Origin of the sequence: Pseudomonas sp. B21-023 (genome assembly GCF_024749165.1) — a bacterium.
GTDB lineage: Bacteria > Pseudomonadota > Gammaproteobacteria > Pseudomonadales > Pseudomonadaceae > Aquipseudomonas.
Genome location: NZ_CP087190.1, coordinates 2,879,102 through 2,896,390, shown reverse-complemented (window position 1 = coordinate 2,896,390; position 17,289 = coordinate 2,879,102). Strand labels below are relative to the sequence as shown.

11 protein-coding genes and 1 pseudogene are annotated in these 17,289 nt (G+C 54.5%); 6 read left to right on the top strand and 6 right to left on the bottom strand.

The features are described 5' to 3' along the window. Positions 1-135 precede the first annotated feature (135 nt). Complete coding sequence (locus LOY42_RS13005) at positions 136-2,391, top strand: hypothetical protein (RefSeq protein ID WP_258601035.1); 2,256 nt, start codon at positions 136-138, stop codon at positions 2,389-2,391. A 163-nt stretch (positions 2,392-2,554) separates the two neighbouring features. Here LOY42_RS13005 and LOY42_RS13000 read toward each other — a convergent pair whose 3' ends face one another. The 4 genes from LOY42_RS13000 to LOY42_RS12985 form a co-directional block, all read right to left on the bottom strand. Then, entirely contained in the window at positions 2,555-3,586 is a 1,032-nt protein-coding gene (locus tag LOY42_RS13000; RefSeq protein WP_258601034.1) for a M48 family metallopeptidase, read from the bottom strand. A 1,034-nt stretch (positions 3,587-4,620) separates the two neighbouring features. Then, entirely contained in the window at positions 4,621-5,640 is a 1,020-nt protein-coding gene (locus LOY42_RS12995) for a hypothetical protein (protein ID WP_258601033.1), read from the bottom strand. Positions 5,641-6,062: 422 nt separating this feature from the next. Then, the gene (locus LOY42_RS12990; RefSeq protein WP_258601186.1) at positions 6,063-6,596 is read right to left on the bottom strand and encodes an HAD domain-containing protein; all 534 of its coding nucleotides are present in this window, start codon (positions 6,594-6,596) and stop codon (positions 6,063-6,065) included. Between the two features lie 236 nt (positions 6,597-6,832). Further along, the gene (locus tag LOY42_RS12985; RefSeq protein ID WP_258601032.1) at positions 6,833-7,654 is read right to left on the bottom strand and encodes an NADPH-dependent oxidoreductase; all 822 of its coding nucleotides are present in this window, start codon (positions 7,652-7,654) and stop codon (positions 6,833-6,835) included. Between the two features lie 139 nt (positions 7,655-7,793). Here LOY42_RS12985 and LOY42_RS12980 point away from each other — a divergent pair, with 139 nt between their 5' ends. After that, on the top strand, positions 7,794-8,108 hold the full coding sequence (locus LOY42_RS12980; RefSeq protein ID WP_258601031.1) for a hypothetical protein: 315 nt from the start codon (positions 7,794-7,796) through the stop codon (positions 8,106-8,108). Positions 8,109-8,127: 19 nt separating this feature from the next. On the opposite strand, the gene LOY42_RS12975 is transcribed toward LOY42_RS12980, so the two are convergent. Further along, the gene (locus tag LOY42_RS12975) at positions 8,128-8,820 is read right to left on the bottom strand and encodes an ImmA/IrrE family metallo-endopeptidase (protein WP_408981073.1); all 693 of its coding nucleotides are present in this window, start codon (positions 8,818-8,820) and stop codon (positions 8,128-8,130) included. A 134-nt stretch (positions 8,821-8,954) separates the two neighbouring features. Next, positions 8,955-10,073, bottom strand: a complete 1,119-nt coding sequence (locus LOY42_RS12970; protein ID WP_258601029.1) for a hypothetical protein — start codon at positions 10,071-10,073, stop codon at positions 8,955-8,957. 136 nt (positions 10,074-10,209) lie between these two features. Between LOY42_RS12970 and LOY42_RS12965 the strand changes: the two are divergent. From LOY42_RS12965 to LOY42_RS12950, 4 genes and pseudogenes are all read left to right on the top strand, one after another. Continuing rightward, positions 10,210-11,006 (top strand): annotated as a pseudogene (locus LOY42_RS12965) (cyclase family protein). 490 nt (positions 11,007-11,496) lie between these two features. Continuing rightward, entirely contained in the window at positions 11,497-13,461 is a 1,965-nt protein-coding gene (locus LOY42_RS12960) for an ABC-three component system protein (RefSeq protein ID WP_258601027.1), read from the top strand. A 1-nt stretch (position 13,462) separates the two neighbouring features. After that, positions 13,463-14,062, top strand: coding sequence for an ABC-three component system middle component 1 (locus LOY42_RS12955; RefSeq protein ID WP_258601025.1), 600 nt, complete (start codon positions 13,463-13,465; stop codon positions 14,060-14,062). After that, on the top strand, positions 14,059-17,097 hold the full coding sequence (locus LOY42_RS12950; protein WP_258601024.1) for an AAA family ATPase: 3,039 nt from the start codon (positions 14,059-14,061) through the stop codon (positions 17,095-17,097). Before LOY42_RS12955 ends, LOY42_RS12950 begins: the two co-directional genes overlap by 4 nt. The last annotated feature ends 192 nt before the right edge of the window (positions 17,098-17,289 follow it).

Here is a 17,289-nt window from a genome sequence, read left to right as displayed (position 1 = left end):
GAAGCTGATCACTGATTGCTTGGTACAATTCGGCAGGAAGAACTGCCGAGTAGCTTTTACCTCCTTAATTTTGCGCCTCCTGGGATTCACGTAGGGACTATGATGGGCTTTAGCCCATCAGGTTCTGGATAGCTCATGGAGCTTTTACCTCATCCACTATTCGCTTCCGCTCGTATTCTAGATGACTGCGAATTTTCAGCCTCGTCACAAGTGAGGGTTTTGGTCACAGCTTTTTTGAGCAAGCTTGATCCTGCCCTGCAGCCCTTCGAAATACACGAACTGGCATACGACTTCCTAGCGGATCGCCGCGAATTGCCGAGCTATGAAAGCTGTCGCACGGCTATTGAAAGGCTAATTTTATGGGCCCTACTTATTAGAGGGAAATCAGTATTCACCCTCGATAGAGCCGATGCTTTCGAATTCATTTGGTTCGTACAGGAACCACCAGATTCATGGATTTGTGAAAAAGCCCCTTTGCGGTTCAGAAATGAGATTTCTAATTCAGGTTTGAAGACGATCACTCCGAATCCAAAATGGCGACCATTTGCGAAGGGACGGCTGCCCACTGAGCCTTCAAGCCTGTACAAAACTCTCACTGAATGCTCGGCGTTCTTTTCTTATTTAGTCAAGACGTCAAATTCCCTACGAAATCCATTTGCGGAGCTGATCTCTCAAGCCTCAAAGACTGAGGTGGCTACCCCTCTAATTGAATTAACCTTGGCATCCAATCACTGGGCGGAAATTTTATCTGCTGCTGAGAGGTTAGCAGTCGCGAATCCCAGAATGCATGAGCGCACGGTATTTGTAGTTGCTGCGCAGGCTTATTTGAATGTTGCATGCTCAGATTTTTTCGACTCCAAAGGAAATATAATAACTTTAGGTTCCTTTGTCCACAATGAAGGTACCTGGTTACTAAGGTTGGACTCAGGGGACATAACTGTTCCGGATGATTTCATTCAACGCTATTTTTTGAGAGTCTGTGATTTCCAAGGATTATACCCACAGAATGAAGGTTCACGCCCCATAATTTCAAAGATAAATGGTAGCGGCCAGTTAACTCGACGCACGCTGGTGAAAATCACAAAAGATGCAGTTCGTGAGGCTCTACGTCATATGGAAAGCAATGGTGCCTCGGGAGCAAAGATGCAAAGTCTTCACGATGCGTACAAGGTATGGTTGTATTCTATCGCGCCTGGGCCTAAAAGATCGCAGCCTCCAGCAATTTCGGAGGTTTCGCCGGATTCCGATAAGATGCCAAGGCCCCTATTTGCCGATTATCTAGAAGTGATACGCAGCGACGGGAGCGTAAACGATCATCCCGATACCCTGCTATATCTAGCTTCCTGTTCGGAGGCTGCTAGGCCGCGAGAGGCCTACGAGCACGCGAAAGAATATCTGTACGGCTTTAGGAATCGAAATACTTATGAGGCATATAGGAAGTACGTTGAGCGACTTCTGCTTTGGACTTATATCATAAAGCGCAAGCCGATATATGAGTTGAGCGAGATTGATCTTCATGAGTTTAATGAGTTTTGTAAGTCTCCACCAAAAGATTGGATCAGGACTTCCTATGAGCGACGCTTCACTAAAGTTAGAGCGGGCTCTTATAGTAGAGGCGCTGTTCTCACAGTGGCAAATCTGAATTGGCGTCCATTTTGGATTGCTGGCAAGTGCGGAGAAGACCTTAAAGATTTGTCATATCACTCTTCAATTGAAAATTCAGCTGGGCAGCTCACTGTCGCCCGTAGTTTTTTTGATTTCCTTTTGTCCAAGCAAGCCGTTGATTACAATCCTCTACTTAATCTCGACTCTTTTGCTCACTACAGCCACAGAAGACGGGCAACCCCTAAATTACAGCAAGGAGCAAGTGAGGCTGAATTTCAGAAAGTAATCGATGGCGCCTTCACCCTACTAAAGGGGTGGGATTTGCTTAAAATGCTATTTTTAATATATACAGTTAACGAGCTCAAACTGTCGAGATCTGATATAAAGTCGTTCGGCAGCCTTCTTAGGTTTGACTGCTTAGATGCAAGCAATGGTGCGTGGACTGCCTCCCTGCCTGGTAAAAAAGGAACTCGAAGGTCACTCCTTGTTAGCTCCAGGTATGTTCAAGAAGTTTTTTTGCCTTATAGGATGTTTCTTCAAAAAAATAATGTATCTCCTATCGATAGATGCCCATTGTTTTCTGGCAGGGTAATTGGGGTGGCGGTTTCTGATAGCTGGGTCTCAAAATTGCTTGTTGAAGTCTGCCGAGCTGCAGCAGAGGACATGCAGTGCAGTGGGGAAAGCGCTCACTTTACAGCGACGGTACGCAGCATCACCATCGGAATTTTAGCGAACTCTTGTAAACCTTCGGAGTATCGATTCAAGGAGGCTTTACACTTCATGTAATCAGGTTCTTCCCCATTAACACAGGCGGTACCCTACCCTACGGACAACTAGGGCAAGGTTGGTGAGGTCAGTTAGGACAAGGCGACGTGAGGAGCTCTGCATTTGGCCGGCGCCGCCGGCGCTCAGTACCTCTATCGTCATCGGGGGGTGAGAATGGCCCCTGCTACTCAGCCTTGATCCGCTTACTCACGGAAGCCAACCTGCGCTTAACGCCAATTTTTGGATTCAAGGCCAGCGCCTCCTCATAAACCTGTACTGCTTCGGGGTACTGGCCCAGTTGCTCGTGTGCAAGCCCTTGGACTTTGAGCGCTGTGGGTTTCCAGGCAAGGTTTTCATCGGCGCCGAGCGATCGGGCGCGCTGCACCGCGATCAGGACTTCCTGGATGCGCTCGTCTGTCAGGTCGACCTCCCCCAAGATCTTTTCCGCGGCGAGGATGATGCGGTCGTAATGGGAGGAGTTGAGGTTGGCATCGCCAAACTGATCAGCATCCATGAATTCGCCATGAGCGTTGTACCGGAAGCTCCCCATGTCCTTGAACAGCGCCATGAGTTCCCCGGTACCCTCGTCCACTTCGTAGCTGTCAGGCCATCCGGCCTTAGGCGTGACGCTGTACATTTCGATCCGATTGACCAGGTCGAACAGGAAGACCTTGTTGCCATGATCGGTTGGGCTGTTGGCGGTGGCGCAGAAAGCGTATTTCCCGTGCCTAGAAATACCGCTGGTGAGAATATTGGCCGTTAGCTCTTTAGCGAGGATCACAGAACCACTGGGATCGAAAACGCTGAACGTCCCAGACAGGGTGCTCCCAAAATGCCAATCTTCCAGGCAAAACACTCCGGTGTCACACACGTGGCCATTGTTTGGCCTAGGCATACATCCATGGCAGGCAACGGTACCGCTGCTCGTATCTGCAAGCACGTAGGCCCCTAAGCCAGATTCTCTGTGACCTCCCCGACCCGCTGACGGATCGGAGTCTCTCCAGGCGATCGCCCACTTCTTGGACTTGGACAGCTGATAGATGCCGGAGAAATCAAGGGATTCGACACTGAGAAAAAACTCATCTCGTTCAATCTGAGGATCTGGGCGTGGATCCGGATGAGCGTCCTGTGATTGAGCCTGAGCAGGCTGGTGCGTTACTGCAGTATTGGATTTAACGGCTTTCGGCCGGTTGAACAGCCAGCTGAAAATGCTCATCTCCTACTCCTTTGGAAATTTGAGCGTGCTGGAATGCGGGCTCCCATTCCAAGCAATGCATCCGCGTCTGTAGTAGCTGACAAAAAGCGAGAATTTCCTACCTTTCGAAAGCAAAAAGCCAGTATAGGCGCGTCGGCCCCCTCGGCAAAGCTTGGGCTCGACTACTTAGCGGAGGTCGCAGACTGCGTCCGGCGGACATTTTCAACTGTCCACAAGGTAGTCCTGACGGCCAGCAGCCGTCTAAACTGAAAACCTATCCTGCCTTACCGGTGCTCTAATGGTACGCGTCCTCGTAATGACTTTCGCTGTTGGCCTTCTGTGCTTCTGCGTTTACAGGCATTGGCAGCCGATCAGACGTACTACACAGTGGTTGCTCGCGACGATACTGCTTTTCGGCGCCCTGGCTTTAGCCGTTGCTCTAGGCACGGCGACCGTACTTGTATTGCCTGGGATCGGAGGGATCGTGCTGGGTGGTTCTACAGGTGCTTTGCTAGGCTGGCTGACGTTTTTGCTAACAGGAACACTCGGTATTGCCACTGGCGGAACCGCATTTGCGTTGGGTGGCGTAGCCTTGGCATCGATATTCTCGATCATCGGCTGCCTTGCCGCTACAACAGCAGGTTTCGGAGTACACACTATTCATCAGTGGGTGATTGCAATGCCAGTATTGATTTTGGCACTTGCACTCTTCGCCCGCGGTCGTCACCGCAGGGTGTCGGTGTCTGATTCACTTCCGCCCCGTCAGTCCTAAAGCCATCCGGGCCCTACCTGGGAGGGCTAATTGACTATTAATGCTGGCCTGCTTCGGGTCGGCAGCGTTCAGAGCTGCACGACTCAGCGCCAGCTGCTCTTAGATCCATTGCCCTGCCAATTCGAATTCTCGCATCATGTCCATGAAATCTCTGTCAGCCAGTGAGCTGGGAGTATCTGGCTGCGAGGTGCCCCCGTGAGAAGAGGACAGAATGGGATCAGGTGTCTGATTTTCAGTCCGGCATTGCATCCCCTGCCTGAACCTACCTAGACACTTTGGTGATCTAGATCTCCGCTCCGTCCTGGACATACTCAAACGTCCAGTCAGCAAGTCCTTCACAGCCATGCGCTAGATAGTCTGGTGGCGTTGCTACTCGTGGGTCAGTCCCCACTGAGAGTGCGGCAAGTCCCGCACTCTGGGCCGATGGGAGTAACCCGTCCCACCAGGAGATTCGAACAGCATGATTCTCACAGGCCAGCGAAAGCCGCATCAGCATATCCTCTAGCTTTGCCCCCCTGTTAAAACCTTCCTGCATGGACTCGCGCACCCACTGACAGGATTGGTCGCTCGACTCATGCCAGGCGAGCACATACGCCCAACCGTCCTGCGTGGGGGCGGTAAAGAATGTCAGTAAGTCGAGCGCCACGGCCTCCGGCCCGAGATCCTGAAGCTTGCGACCAAGAAAGTCATAATCAGGAAAAAGCAGCCCTGAGGCCTGTACCGAGCAAGGGGAGCTCGACCCAAAAATGATGAATCGAAACTCCGCGAAATTACCTTGTGAGATCGACGCATCGTAGATGAGCTTGTGTCGATGGAGGTGTTGAAAACCAAATGCCTGCCCTTGGGCTGAGTCCACCAGCAATTGGCGGTTTGCCTGAGGTACGTCAGGGTGATCGATCATCGCTGCTAGAGAGCGTGCGGCGTTTTCTTTGACGAAGTACTCACGACAAATGCTGCGGTAGGCATAGAGAGCTATCTGTTCGTTATCGAATGCCAGTGGTCTGTCATCGATTGGTGCGAACAACCTATTGTCGTGGTGCTTGCACATGCCACGGAAGGTGGACACCTTGTTGATGCCCACTTTCTTCAGTTGAGGCTTACCCCCGGTGGATTTCAACGTGGTGAGATCGGCGGACAGCTGGTAGACATGACCTTGTTCTACGATCAGGTTGAGCTGGCCACCCTTCTGAATTGAGTGCGCGGAGATGATGGCGTCGCAGCGGGCCCCATTTTCGTAGTGGAGGCACCGCCCCCTGTTGCGCTGCTCGGCCATTGCTGTCTGGTGCGCATGAGTGAAGGACATGTCGGCCTCTATTGAAATGTGAACTGGAAGTGCATCCCTTCGCGCTGATAGAACGCACCCAGGCGCTCATCGTAGTCCGCGAGAACCCGCTCAACGGCGCGGCCGAGTAGGTTTCGTGGTGCAGCACTGTCTGCTGGGGCAGCCGCGGCTTTACCTTCGCTGGTCGGTCAGGAGATTGGTAGCCGACGCACAGACCGAATACAGGATATACCTGGGGCGGCAGCGCCAGCGCTTTGGCAACGACTTCGATGTCGTTACGAATGCCACCAATGTACGCACACTCAATGCCCTGATCACCCTGCAGACGTTCGAGGGCCTCGCGATGGTGCGAGGCCTTTTTGGCCTGTTGGCGATTTTCGGAAACCGCTTGTTATCCCGGATCAATCGGGTGATCTCCTCCCGCGCACTGGTGGTCATCAGTACTAGCCAGCAGCGGTGTCTACCAGCGCCTGCAACTTGGTACGCAGTTCCACTTGAGTAGCCTCGCTGCCTAGTCCCATCGTGGGTTCGCAACGTATTAGGCGGTGGTCGCGAGCTGACCAACTGTGATCAGGATCGTCATCAATTGCCAGCCAACGGGTGATGCCGGCGCGTGTAACAGCGGCACGTATTTGCTCATGCCTCGACAAACTGTCGTATCCCTCTATAGGGGATCGAGTCATTCGAGAGTGCCAAGTAGCCGACACAACGCGTGCTTGCAGCTCGGCCGGCAGTGCTGCCTTCGCTCGGCTGTAGCCCAGGAGCCTGGCCCAGCTCGTGGACAGCACTATCCGAACCTCTGGAAAGTCCTGCAGCAGACTAGTGAGGATGTGGGCGTGCATCATCAGCTCGCCCGGTGCGCGCAGCTCCAGGCCGTGCTTTGTGCGGTACACAGCGTCCTGGTGCAGCACGCCGTCGTAATCCAAAAAGAGCACCAAGTCGTTAGGTCTCAGCTTGCGAGGCCTGGGATCCACCATCGTCTCAGAGACCCTGGCTGTGTTTACTGGGCTGTTGTCTATCAATGCATTCAAGTCTTCGTCTGGCGGTGCGCATCCACGCTCCTGTTAGCTATGTAAAGCATTAGCTGAGCGCACTACTTGAGCGGCTCCGCTCATGTATAACACCTTCGTCGCAAGCGGAGCATCGCCATTTTAGGCATTCCCCTTCACGGTCAGTTGAAGCAGGGCTGAGCATGCGCGGGCAGACTAGCGCATCAGCGAAGCCCAAAGCCCATCCGCGCCAGCTCACCCAGAAGCTCCTCACGCCCATGCAGACTCGAAACATTCCGGAGTCTACTGACCACTTGCTCCGACCAGCCCGATGCCTTCATTCCCTCACGCTCATAGAACGCACCCAGGCGCGCATCGTATTCCGAGAGGACGCCCTCCTCGCCGGCGATTGTATAGGTTTCATGATGCAGTACGGCTTGCTGCGGCAGCCGCGGCTTTACCTTTCCAGGGCGGTCAGGTGATGGATAGCCGACGCACAGGCCGAAAACGGGATAGACCTGTGGCGGCAGCCCCAACTCTTTGGCGACACCTTCGATGTCATTACGGATGCCACCGATGTATACGCTGCCAAGCCCCAGCGACTCCAGAGCAACCACAGCGTTCTGAGCGGCCAAAGCGGCGTCGATCGTGCCGAGCAACAAGCTTTCCAGATACGGCAGCGCCTCCAGCTCTACCCCTGCCTGCTCCGCGATGCGCGAGACCCGGGACAGGTCTGCAAGCCATACCAGGAACAGTGGGGCTTGATGGATATAGGCCTGATTACCGGCCAGGCCGGACAGCCGCTTCTTACGATGGACATCTTGAACGGCGACAACACTCCAGACCTGGAGATTGGAAGATGTCGATGCGGACTGGGCGGCTGCGACCAGGGTCTCGATCGTGCCTTCGGGCAGAGATTGATCAGTGAACGCCCGGACGCTCCGGTGATCCAGCAGTTGCTCGATGACCTCATTCCATTGCGTGGCCGGTGAAATGTCAGGCGCGCCGTAGCGGGCGTTGAGCTTGTACTGTGCGTTGGCTGTCATGGGTATGCTCCAAAAGGGCCGAAGGCTACCAAATTGAGGCCCGCGCAACACGCTCAACACGCAAGGTTTCATTTACCATTCGGTCAGCCCTGGTCGGACACGGATAGTCCGACAACAACCAGATACAGGTACCGTTCTTTTGGAAGCAAAAGCACTAACGGCCCGCGAGGCTTATCAGATCCTGCGGGACATCGCTCTCGGGATTCGTAGCATGCGCCGACTAGGTCAGCAGTCGTGGGCTGAAATCTACGGCGGTCTAATGACAGTGGAGGCCGATGGCTGGGTGCTCACCTTCTACAACGACTGTGGCACGCTCGATTATTGCGACAGTTGCTACAGCCCGGAGGGGCGTGTCTACGTTTTCGACTCGTTGCAGTCGTACAGTACTGACCCAGTGGAGCTGCTGAGTACCTGGGAACGCGCTCAATTGGAAAAGCTTTTGAGCGTCGCCTAAGGCCAAAACGCCCTGCTCGCTAAGGCCATCGCACCAACTCCAGCTCCTTGAGCCGGATGGCCATCGCCGAGTCGGAGACACCGAACTGCTGGGCCAGTGACACCAGGTGCTGGTTGTTAAGTCGGGTGCATCGCGCCAGCGCCAGCTCACGTTCTCCCGACTCTTTCGGAGAGTAGAAAAGCCGATCCGGATTGTTGGGGTCGAGGTGATAGGCAATCACGTCGCTGAAGCGCAATTGGCCCGTGCAGCAGAACATGAACCCGAACCGTTCCCTCAACAGTTTTTGAGGCATGAGGAAGCAGGCGGCGAAGCGATCGGCTTGTCGCTCTGCAGGTGCACGTGGTGCTTGCAGAGGACTGCCGTCAAAAGCGCGGTCTCGGTGCATGACAGTGTCTTCGGGGAGCACAAGATGGCCGATCTCATGCGCGCCGGTGAAGAGCTGGACTTTGTCACCAAACTCCGTCGCCACGGCGATCTTGTTCGATTGACGGTCAATAAGGCCCGCGATACGAGTACCGGTGCTGTGCCGGTTGAATTGGGTGTCTCCTAGGGTCGGATGCTCATGATAGTCGTAGCCGCTGACCATCGCGGCGATCCGGGGGCTGCGCATCATCATCGGCGGAATATCTTGATCTGGCCACAGGTACCGGCGATCACGGTAAATCTGCATGAGCAGATCGATCGCTGCTTTCTCGATTGAAGCTTCGTTCAAAAAAGTGGTTTACAGTCAACCTGATTTGGCACTCCGGCAACTATCCTAACCAAGCGCGCGGCATGGTCGGTCGCCTGAGGGCACCCCATATGGGCGCTCTTTTTAGAAGAGTACAGCGGCGCCCTGGGTTTCGCTCAGTCAAGTGAGGTGGTGGCGTTTTTGCCTAGTGGGTCGAGTACATCGACGTGCTCCCTCGCCCACTCTACCCACGCCTTCACATGACGCCCCTCCTCCTCGCTGACCTCGCCAATGCCAGCTGCTACGGCATCAATGAACCTTCTCAGGCGTACCGCTTGCTCCCACTTCTCCATGTTCTCCACTAAACGCAGCTGCAGCGCTCGCTGGTGCTCTGCTTTCATGATGGCTTGGCGTCGAATGGCTTCTTCACTCTCACGCTGACGGCGCCACTCCTCCATGCTCGCCCGATACGCTCTCATCCGCTCTATTACTTTGGCGAGACCTGTGCAGAACTGATGAAGTTTGTCTTCCAGGTGGCCCGTCTTACTGTCTGTCCAGCTCCTCTGCGATCCTACGTCTGGCTTTTCTTGAGCAATCAGCGTCAATTCGCCAGTCGAGCTATAGACGTAGATTTCCCGTCGCCCCAACCACATCACCGGCTCACGCATCCGGCGCCGCCTGGGCCGGGGCTCTGGGGGTGGCGGAGGTTTCACTGCTTTTGCAATACGCTCTCGCAGGGTCACGTATACCATCTCCCCGTCGAACGTTACCGTGGTTCGGTTGTGATCATCCACTGCCCAACTGCATCCGCGTTTTGAGCTGTCTTTTATCAAGGCGTCCAGAAGCAATGCAGCGCGATCGACCATGTCACGCGAAATACGGGTATACAACACCCGCTCGCGCCGTAGCTCCACCCGTCCTTCAACATCCTTCGCAGCCCTGACAGCCTGGAGCCATTTACGCACCAGCGGGTGGGGGTCTATTAACTTGTCCGGCACACTGAGTTTCTCTAGCTTGGGAGTGCTGGGCGGTTTGGGCGGCGCTGGAGGTAGCATCGTCCTGTCCAATACGCGAAACGTAATCAGCTCGGTAGAGTTCGGCGGAGCGGGCTTGCTGGGGCGGTTCTCGGCGGGCTTGGCCCAATGTCCACGAGGCGGCAGTGAAATGCCAGCCTTCCTGCATCCCTTGCTCAGCGCGACATCTGAAACACCAATCTCCCGCGCCAGCCTCAGAACCGGTGTAGACCAGGCTCGATCGAATAGCTCGCGGGCCGTAAAACTTACGTTCTTATACATGCGGTCTCCTTGAGCGACCTGACGAGAAGGAGAATTTCTAAACTGGAATCGCACCAAAGTACATTCGTACCTGGCTCCTATGTCGGCTACCCACCCTTCACACGTCCCAAGAGCACGGAAGTAGGGATTACTACTCATGAACTTGGCTAAATTTCGCATGCTCGACCTCTCGGTCAGCCTGGACAACAACCCGTATACAGATCCACCACCCCTACTGCCCAAGATTGACTACATGGATCATCAGCAGGGGTGGCCAGAGATGGCCGCGATGTTCCCAGGGCTTCGCAAGGAGGATTTGCCTGGAAACGAGTCGTGGGCAGCAGAACGGCTAAGTATCACCACGCACAGCGGTATGCACATGGATGCGCCTTGGCACTATGCCTCGACAACGGATGGTGGAAAGCCCCCCCTACGGGATCGATGAGCTGCCTCTGGAGTGGTGCTTGACGCCAGGCGTCAAATTGGACTTTCGCCACTTGCCAGATGGGTATGTCGTGAGCGTTGCCGATGTAGAGGCTGAATTGAAGCGCATTGATCACGAGATACAGCCACTGGAGATCGTTGTGATCAATGCCCGCGCCGGAAGCCTTTTGGGGCAACCTGGCTATCTCGATGCAGGTGTTGGGATGGGGCGCGATGCGACCTTATACCTTCTTGAAAAAGGGGTTCGGGTCGTTGGAACGGACGCATGGAGTTGGGATGCGCCCTTCAAGTTTACCCGCGAGCGCTTCGCACAGACTGGGGATGCATCAATTGTCTGGGAGGGCCACAAAGCCGGTCGCGACATAGGCTACGGTCAAATGGAAAAGCTGGCAAACCTGGATCAGCTCCCTTCAATCTGGGTTCTAGATTTCATGCTTCCCTTACAAAATCAGGCATGCGTCCGCAGGATTTGTCCGGGCTGTAGCGCTGCTGGATGATGATCGCTTCTGATGCTATCACCGGAGTGGCCTGATGCTTGTTTCTGCATCGGGCCACACGTCTCGAAACGACGGCCTTTACCTCACGAATCTTGAGCACTTCGGCATCTGCAGGAAGCAGCTGCTTGGAACCGTATCTCTATGACGTTCGCTGTGCTACAAAGCGCGTCTATGCGCTCCCAGAGCCCACCTACGGGCCTAAGCTGAACTACGTCACTATCTGCAGAATTGACCTTCCAACTGCCTTGAGCGTTGCCCTTCGCCTCTCGTTGTCACTCCGTTACCCGACAATTTCTGTCTTGGAAGCGATCAACCTCCCCCAACCCTAGGATGGTGTAGTGCAGCCTTCGCCTGGATAGGTATCAAGGGTGCAGAAAAGCTACGGAAATAATTTAGTGATCGAAAATTCTCAATCTGTACCCTTCTAACTCACACATATTGCTAGGATGTGGCCAACTGCCAGCGCCTCTGGCAAGGTTAGGATTGGTTGAAGGGATGTCAGTATGATCAGAAGGTTCCGGCTTGAGCAGAAGTCTCACTACGAGAAGTTGGTGATCGCTCAAAGGCTGTCCGAGATGCTGGAGAAGTTCCTCGACGGCCGCCGCGCTCCTATCTCGATTGGTGCCGAGACGGGCGGAATTGAGGAATGGGATGACGTAGTGATCCAACATGAAGAGCGCTCTCTAGAGCACCTTCAGATCAAACGACAGACTACTAATTTTTGCATCAAGGACGCTGACAAGGCGAAGTACTTGGCCAGCTGCGCGAAAGGTAAAAAATACTTGCAGCCGGTCGAGGATCCTGACCCTACCTTGTCCAAGGCCTCTCTGAAGGCTCCGAAACCAAAGAAGCCCGACTCCGTCCTCGACACTGCTTTCGCTAGTCTGGCGAACCATGCCCGAAAGGGTACGTTCGCGACCGTACCCGATCGGATTTTCCAGTTAACGCTGGTGGGCGCAGAGCTGAAGATCAAAGACGGGCTCACAATCAACCATCTCGATGAGCTGTGTAAAATTTGCCGCCAAGATGGGCTCAACCTGACTGAGCTTGCGGATCGAAAAGACGGCCCAACACAGCGAGTCTTCACTTGGCTGACAACTTGGTGTGGTTTTGAGAGCTGGGCCCAGATCAGCGACACTCTGCGCCGAGTCACCATTGTCTGTGTCGGTAATGATGCAGCTCTGGAGCAACGCTGTCAGGCGACCTTAGGTCGCCATTTTGCTGATCCCAAGCGAACGCTGGAGCGGCTCATTACCTACATCACAGGCCATACCTCAGATGTTTCAGCGCTGGGATGTCATGCGGCGATCCGAGAGCTCGAAGATGGCCTTCGTTCGGACATCGTAACCTGGGCTCAGTACTTGTTAAGCGATGAGGTGAAGCTCGGCGGCAAGGTATGGTCATTTGCTGGCACGCATGACTTGGGCAGTCTTGTGCCAAGGTCAGCAGCGGGAGTCGTCGAGCATTTGTGGAGCAGTGAGGCCGGTAATCGAAAGCTTAGAATCTACGCCCCGTACAAACCCGCAATCGGTGCCAATCTTACTCTTCCGTCAGCAATTCTGCGTATGGCGCTGCACCTCCCTCACGGAAGCCAGAGTTTGATGTTGGACGAGGTGGCGTGGCGCGCTAGTGTTGGGCATGAAGTGGGCCACACCTTCGGATCTGCTGAGACTGATCTCAGCAATTTGCCGTGGATTGATAACCCTGAACGCCTGGCTTGCGCTTTGGATAAAGAATTTAAAACGCTTCGCGACGCTTGCGATGAGGCTGAAGCGCTCGCAAATGCGATGGATGACTTGGTATGGAAACGTTTGATCCAAGGTGTCTCGGACAAGCTCGTTACCATTTCTGACCCAGACCTTATGGACGCGATGGAGGCAGTTTGGCGGGAGTGGGTAACTGGCTTCACTAATGCCCCTGATAGCCGCCGGAGATTTCTGGAGCAACTGCTTTATCCCGAAACCGAAGGTAAGAACTCAAAGCATGCGTTACGCCTTGGCCCTCGAACCTTGGATCTGCTGGTCACGGCGGTTGAAACGTTGCTCCTGGTTGCAGTGGGCTTGGGGGGTACCAACACTGGCTGGGACTGCTTCCCCGATGCCGGCCGTGTGTTAAGTCTCGCTCTCCGGTATTGGTCTGGCCCTTCAGGACAAGCGCCGCTAGTCCGCGAGCTATCTGATGACCACTTGATGACAGTGATAGGCCCATCGCCTCCCCCCGTCGTAATTCTGTCAGGCATCAGCGCCTCCCCCTCAGATCTGATGGATGCAGGCATGGCTGACGACGCAGAGGCATTCAACAGCATGGCCGTTGAGCGCCAGCCTCTCCTGGTGGTCACCCGGTCTGGACTGTTCAAGCATCTGCGGGGTGGCACGTTAGCCTCTGTACGACAGCACTTTTCAAAACAATTGCAAGAGCGAGTGGCTACGCGCCAGTCAGCCATTCAGTCGCATGTGGAAGGAATCTGAAATGATAGACATCTCAGAGTTGGTTTCAGCCGTTCGGCAGCGGGCTGAAGGCCGCTATGATGTTTCCCCGCCCGAATCGGTTGACCTGGCGTCACCCTTAGCCGAAATCGAGTTTCAGACCATTCAGCTCAAGCGCGTCAACCAGAACACTGCGGGATGGCGAACGGTCTTGATCGCAGCCTTTCCTTTCGAACCCGTAAGTATCCAGGGGGCTTTCCGATGGGCTGCAGACGTGCGAGACATGCTTCCCGAACCGCAGACAGCTGACCTTTATATGTTTCTGCTCATCGATGGTATTGCTTCGGAAGACGCAGCCCGTCTGGAAACGGATGACCGCTTTTGCAGAAAAGTAGTGGCGAGACAGGAGGAGGATGTCAGTTCCTTTCTTGACCGAAGCTTCCTGGCAGCCTTAGCTCCAGCAGGCACCTCGGACGGTATCACTGACCCCCTGTTAGCGGCCTTGGATTCGCTGAAAAAATCCCACTCGTGGGTTGAACCTCATCTTCCGGAGTGGCATGGATTGCTGCTTTCCGGGATGGCGGGCGCTGAGATTGCTGATGCGCTGAAGCGTGTGGCTTATGGTGACGAGGACTTCCAATGAAACAGCTCAAGGCTCTCACCCTTTCCAACATTCGCCGATTTGGCATAGATACCAAAATCGAATTTAGTCGGGGAGCAACTATCCTGCTGGCGCCTAACGGGACAGGGAAAACCGCAGTCTTCGAGGCTTTGGAGCTTGGGCTAACGGGAAAAATTTCTCGACTGGGTGACAACCTTTTCCCGATCATTCGAGACGCTCAAAGTACCGCTCGGGTGAGCCTCGATTTTGGTGATACCCATGTCGCTGCTCACATCGGAGAGCTTGGCGAGGTAGAGCGGTCAGGTGACTTAAGCACGGTATTCCCGGAAGCCGATCCTGAAGACATTCCGTTTCTCCTCAGACTTACCCACTTGCTGGATCAGAGAGAGCGAGACTGGCTTGTTCAAGCGGATGCGAAAGTAGCTGGCTCACAGCTGGCTCGACTTCCAATTGGGCGGGACGGCTCACAAGTGACCGGCGCGCTCGGAGGTATTCGCCGCTCGCTCACAGAGCAACTGAACCAGGCCAAAGCTTCGCTAGAAACACTTGAACTTGAATTCAGCGAATGGCAGAGCTTGAAGCATGACCGAGATCAGGCGGCGGCCCAGTCACAAGGGGCGCTTCGAAGCAGAGAGCATATCGGCGAATCCATCACAGATATCGCAAGCCAGGCCCAAGCTCTGGAGCAACTTCCCGCTGGTTTGTTAACGCCACCGCTGGGGCAGGATGGGTTGGAAACTGTTCACAGCGCGCTAGAGCAGTTGGTGCAAACCAAACTCGCACGGCTCAAAGATCAGATTAAGGCGCTGGCAGAAGTAGATGGCCTGATTGGACGGTTCGACTCCGAGCAAACCCGTATCGACCAACTGAGTAGCGAGCTCGCATCGAATGCCGCAGAGCTGTCGCGCAAAAAGCAGGATCGGAGCAATGCCACGGCCAGTCATGAGCGAGTACAGAACGAGCTGGTCGCTGCAGAACGCGAGCGTGACGCCATAATTCGGCAGATCAACCGATATGGGAGTGAGACTCAGGCTAAAGATTTGGTATCCGAACGTAGCCGAGTTTTAGAGAGCGCGGATAAGGTTCTCGTCGACGCGGAGGTCAAGGCTGCGGAATCGCGTACCGAAACCGAGGGCAATGAGCAGGTCAACGTTCAGCACCGCCTCATTAATGAGCAACGTAAGACGCTCTTGCAGGTGGACGCAGACTTGTTGACAGCGAGCGAACTCATTGCCAGGTGGGAGGAGCTACTTCAGCTCAATGTAGATATTTCAGTCTCCTTGGGGGATCAGGAAGCAGAAGAGAGCCAACTGAAGAAAAAACTTGCAACTGCTCAGACGGCACAGGTTGTGGCAGATGCTGAGGTAGTGGCCGCCATGGATCGGCACAATTCCCTAACCTCGGCAGCTGATGCCATACGCAGTGCGGTCGCGACTATTGCGACCCACCTCCCCCCTGACCGCATTGACTGCCCTCTCTGCGGTGTAGAACACGGCGCTGAAGCTCTCCAAAAGCGAGTGGCCAAGGCTTTGCAGACTCTCGATCCAGAAGTTGTACAAGCTGCTGAGCTTGTCAAAACGTCGAAAAAGTTGATGGACGAGTGCAACAAGGCTGTTGCAACTGTCGAAGCAGAGCTGATCGCTTGCCGAAGTGTGCTTGTTGAGTTAGCTGTTCAGCTATCTGATATTGCGCTGGAGCTAAGCGACCTTAAGTCCAACACCCTGCTCGGCGGTGATACTTTGCCACTCGCAAGAGACTCCATTCGCCGGCGGAGAGATGCAAATGATGTCGCAAAGCTCCAACTTGACGAGAAACAGCGTAATCTCGCACCTCCGATAGCTCCTGAGGCATTTGACTTGGCCAAGAAGGCTTACGCTGCAGCAGTTCGTGCCGTGGATGCCGCCAGGCAAACCCGCTCAAATGCCACCGTCAGACTTGAGCAAGCGACCGCAGCGTTGGCAGCCATTACCGCAGATGCGCCCCCAGCTCAGACACTGGAGGCGTTGTCTTTAGCTCAAAAGCAGAACGCCGCTCTGCTCGCTGACCTGTCTGCGAAGTTGACGACTGAACAATCTGCGTTGAGCAGGCAGCAGGTGCAGATGACAGAGCTGACGAATACCGTCGCCGCTCTTCAAACACAGTTGACTGAGGCCCAATCGCGCCTCGCCACTGTACGAGCCTCATGGCGCCAACTTTCGTTCGATGGTGATCCCAATGCTGAAGTTGCGAGCGGTCATGAGACGCAGATGCAGTCAAAGGTGGGTGAGCTGACTCGCCATTCGGAGGTGCTTCAGACGATTAAAATCGAGATCGATGCTTGGAGCAAATTGGAACAGGCACGTGTCTCACAAGGTATGCTGGATCGGCGACGCGGCGAACTCTCTGAAGATGACTTTAGCTCAGATCTTCATCATCGAATCGAGGCAAAGCAGTCAAGCCTAACGCGCCTCTCCATGCTTTCCCTGGCAATGGAATCACTTAGCCAATCACTTTCCGCTGAAATCGCCAACGTACAAAAGCACGTGCTAGCAGTTGTACCCCGTTGGCAGGCACTATTAAAGCGGGTGGTTAGAGACCCAAGATTCACCGGAACGAATCTGGATTTTCGAACTGCTTGGAGAAGTGAACGCGCCGAGGTTTCAGTGCCTCTTCACGGGGGCTCAGCACCGGTACCAGCCATAGCAAGCGAAGCCCAATTGACAGATTTGCAGCTGACCTTCCTATTGTCCATGGCTCTTGATCATCCATGGTCTTCCTGGCGCGGACTGCTTCTCGACGACCCCACCCAGCACCATGACATGGTGCATGCAGCGGCAGTCTTCGATGTGCTTCGGGATTACATCATCGATCATGGCTTTCAGGTCGTGATAGCCACCCATGACGCTCTTCAGGCTCGTTATTTCATGCGTAAGCTGCAGAATGATGGGATTGAGGCGCGCATCTGGTCACTCGTGCCGACCCCTGAGGGAGTCACAGCGGTAGAAACACAATGGCCAGCGAAAAACCAATTATCAGTAGACCGGTACTCATCACCGGCTCCTCGCAGTCCCGATTGATACTCCCAATACTTGCCTCGTTCCGCTGACTTAATACTGAGCCAGCGAAACGTGGTTTTCGATGATTCAAGAAGGCAGCTTTGCGACCGTGGATCAGCTGGCGCTGCAGTCCGGGTACTGGTGCAAGAATGCGCCTTTATGGGATGACTTCCTGCGGCTTCCCTCCCCACTTCATGCAGCGCGGTAAATTGC

What these genes read in the sequence shown, in the direction of transcription:
- LOY42_RS13005 (WP_258601035.1), top strand. Translation starts at nt 136, where the DNA reads ATGGAGCTTTTACCTCATCCACTATTCGCTTCCGCTCGTATTCTAGAT.
- LOY42_RS13000 (WP_258601034.1), bottom strand. Translation starts at nt 3,586, where the DNA reads ATGAGCATTTTCAGCTGGCTGTTCAACCGGCCGAAAGCCGTTAAATCC.
- LOY42_RS12995 (WP_258601033.1), bottom strand. Translation starts at nt 5,640, where the DNA reads ATGTCCTTCACTCATGCGCACCAGACAGCAATGGCCGAGCAGCGCAAC.
- LOY42_RS12990 (WP_258601186.1), bottom strand. Translation starts at nt 6,596, where the DNA reads ATGGTGGATCCCAGGCCTCGCAAGCTGAGACCTAACGACTTGGTGCTC.
- LOY42_RS12985 (WP_258601032.1), bottom strand. Translation starts at nt 7,654, where the DNA reads ATGACAGCCAACGCACAGTACAAGCTCAACGCCCGCTACGGCGCGCCT.
- LOY42_RS12970 (WP_258601029.1), bottom strand. Translation starts at nt 10,073, where the DNA reads ATGTATAAGAACGTAAGTTTTACGGCCCGCGAGCTATTCGATCGAGCC.
- LOY42_RS12960 (WP_258601027.1), top strand. Translation starts at nt 11,497, where the DNA reads ATGATCAGAAGGTTCCGGCTTGAGCAGAAGTCTCACTACGAGAAGTTG.
- LOY42_RS12955 (WP_258601025.1), top strand. Translation starts at nt 13,463, where the DNA reads ATGATAGACATCTCAGAGTTGGTTTCAGCCGTTCGGCAGCGGGCTGAA.
- LOY42_RS12950 (WP_258601024.1), top strand. Translation starts at nt 14,059, where the DNA reads ATGAAACAGCTCAAGGCTCTCACCCTTTCCAACATTCGCCGATTTGGC.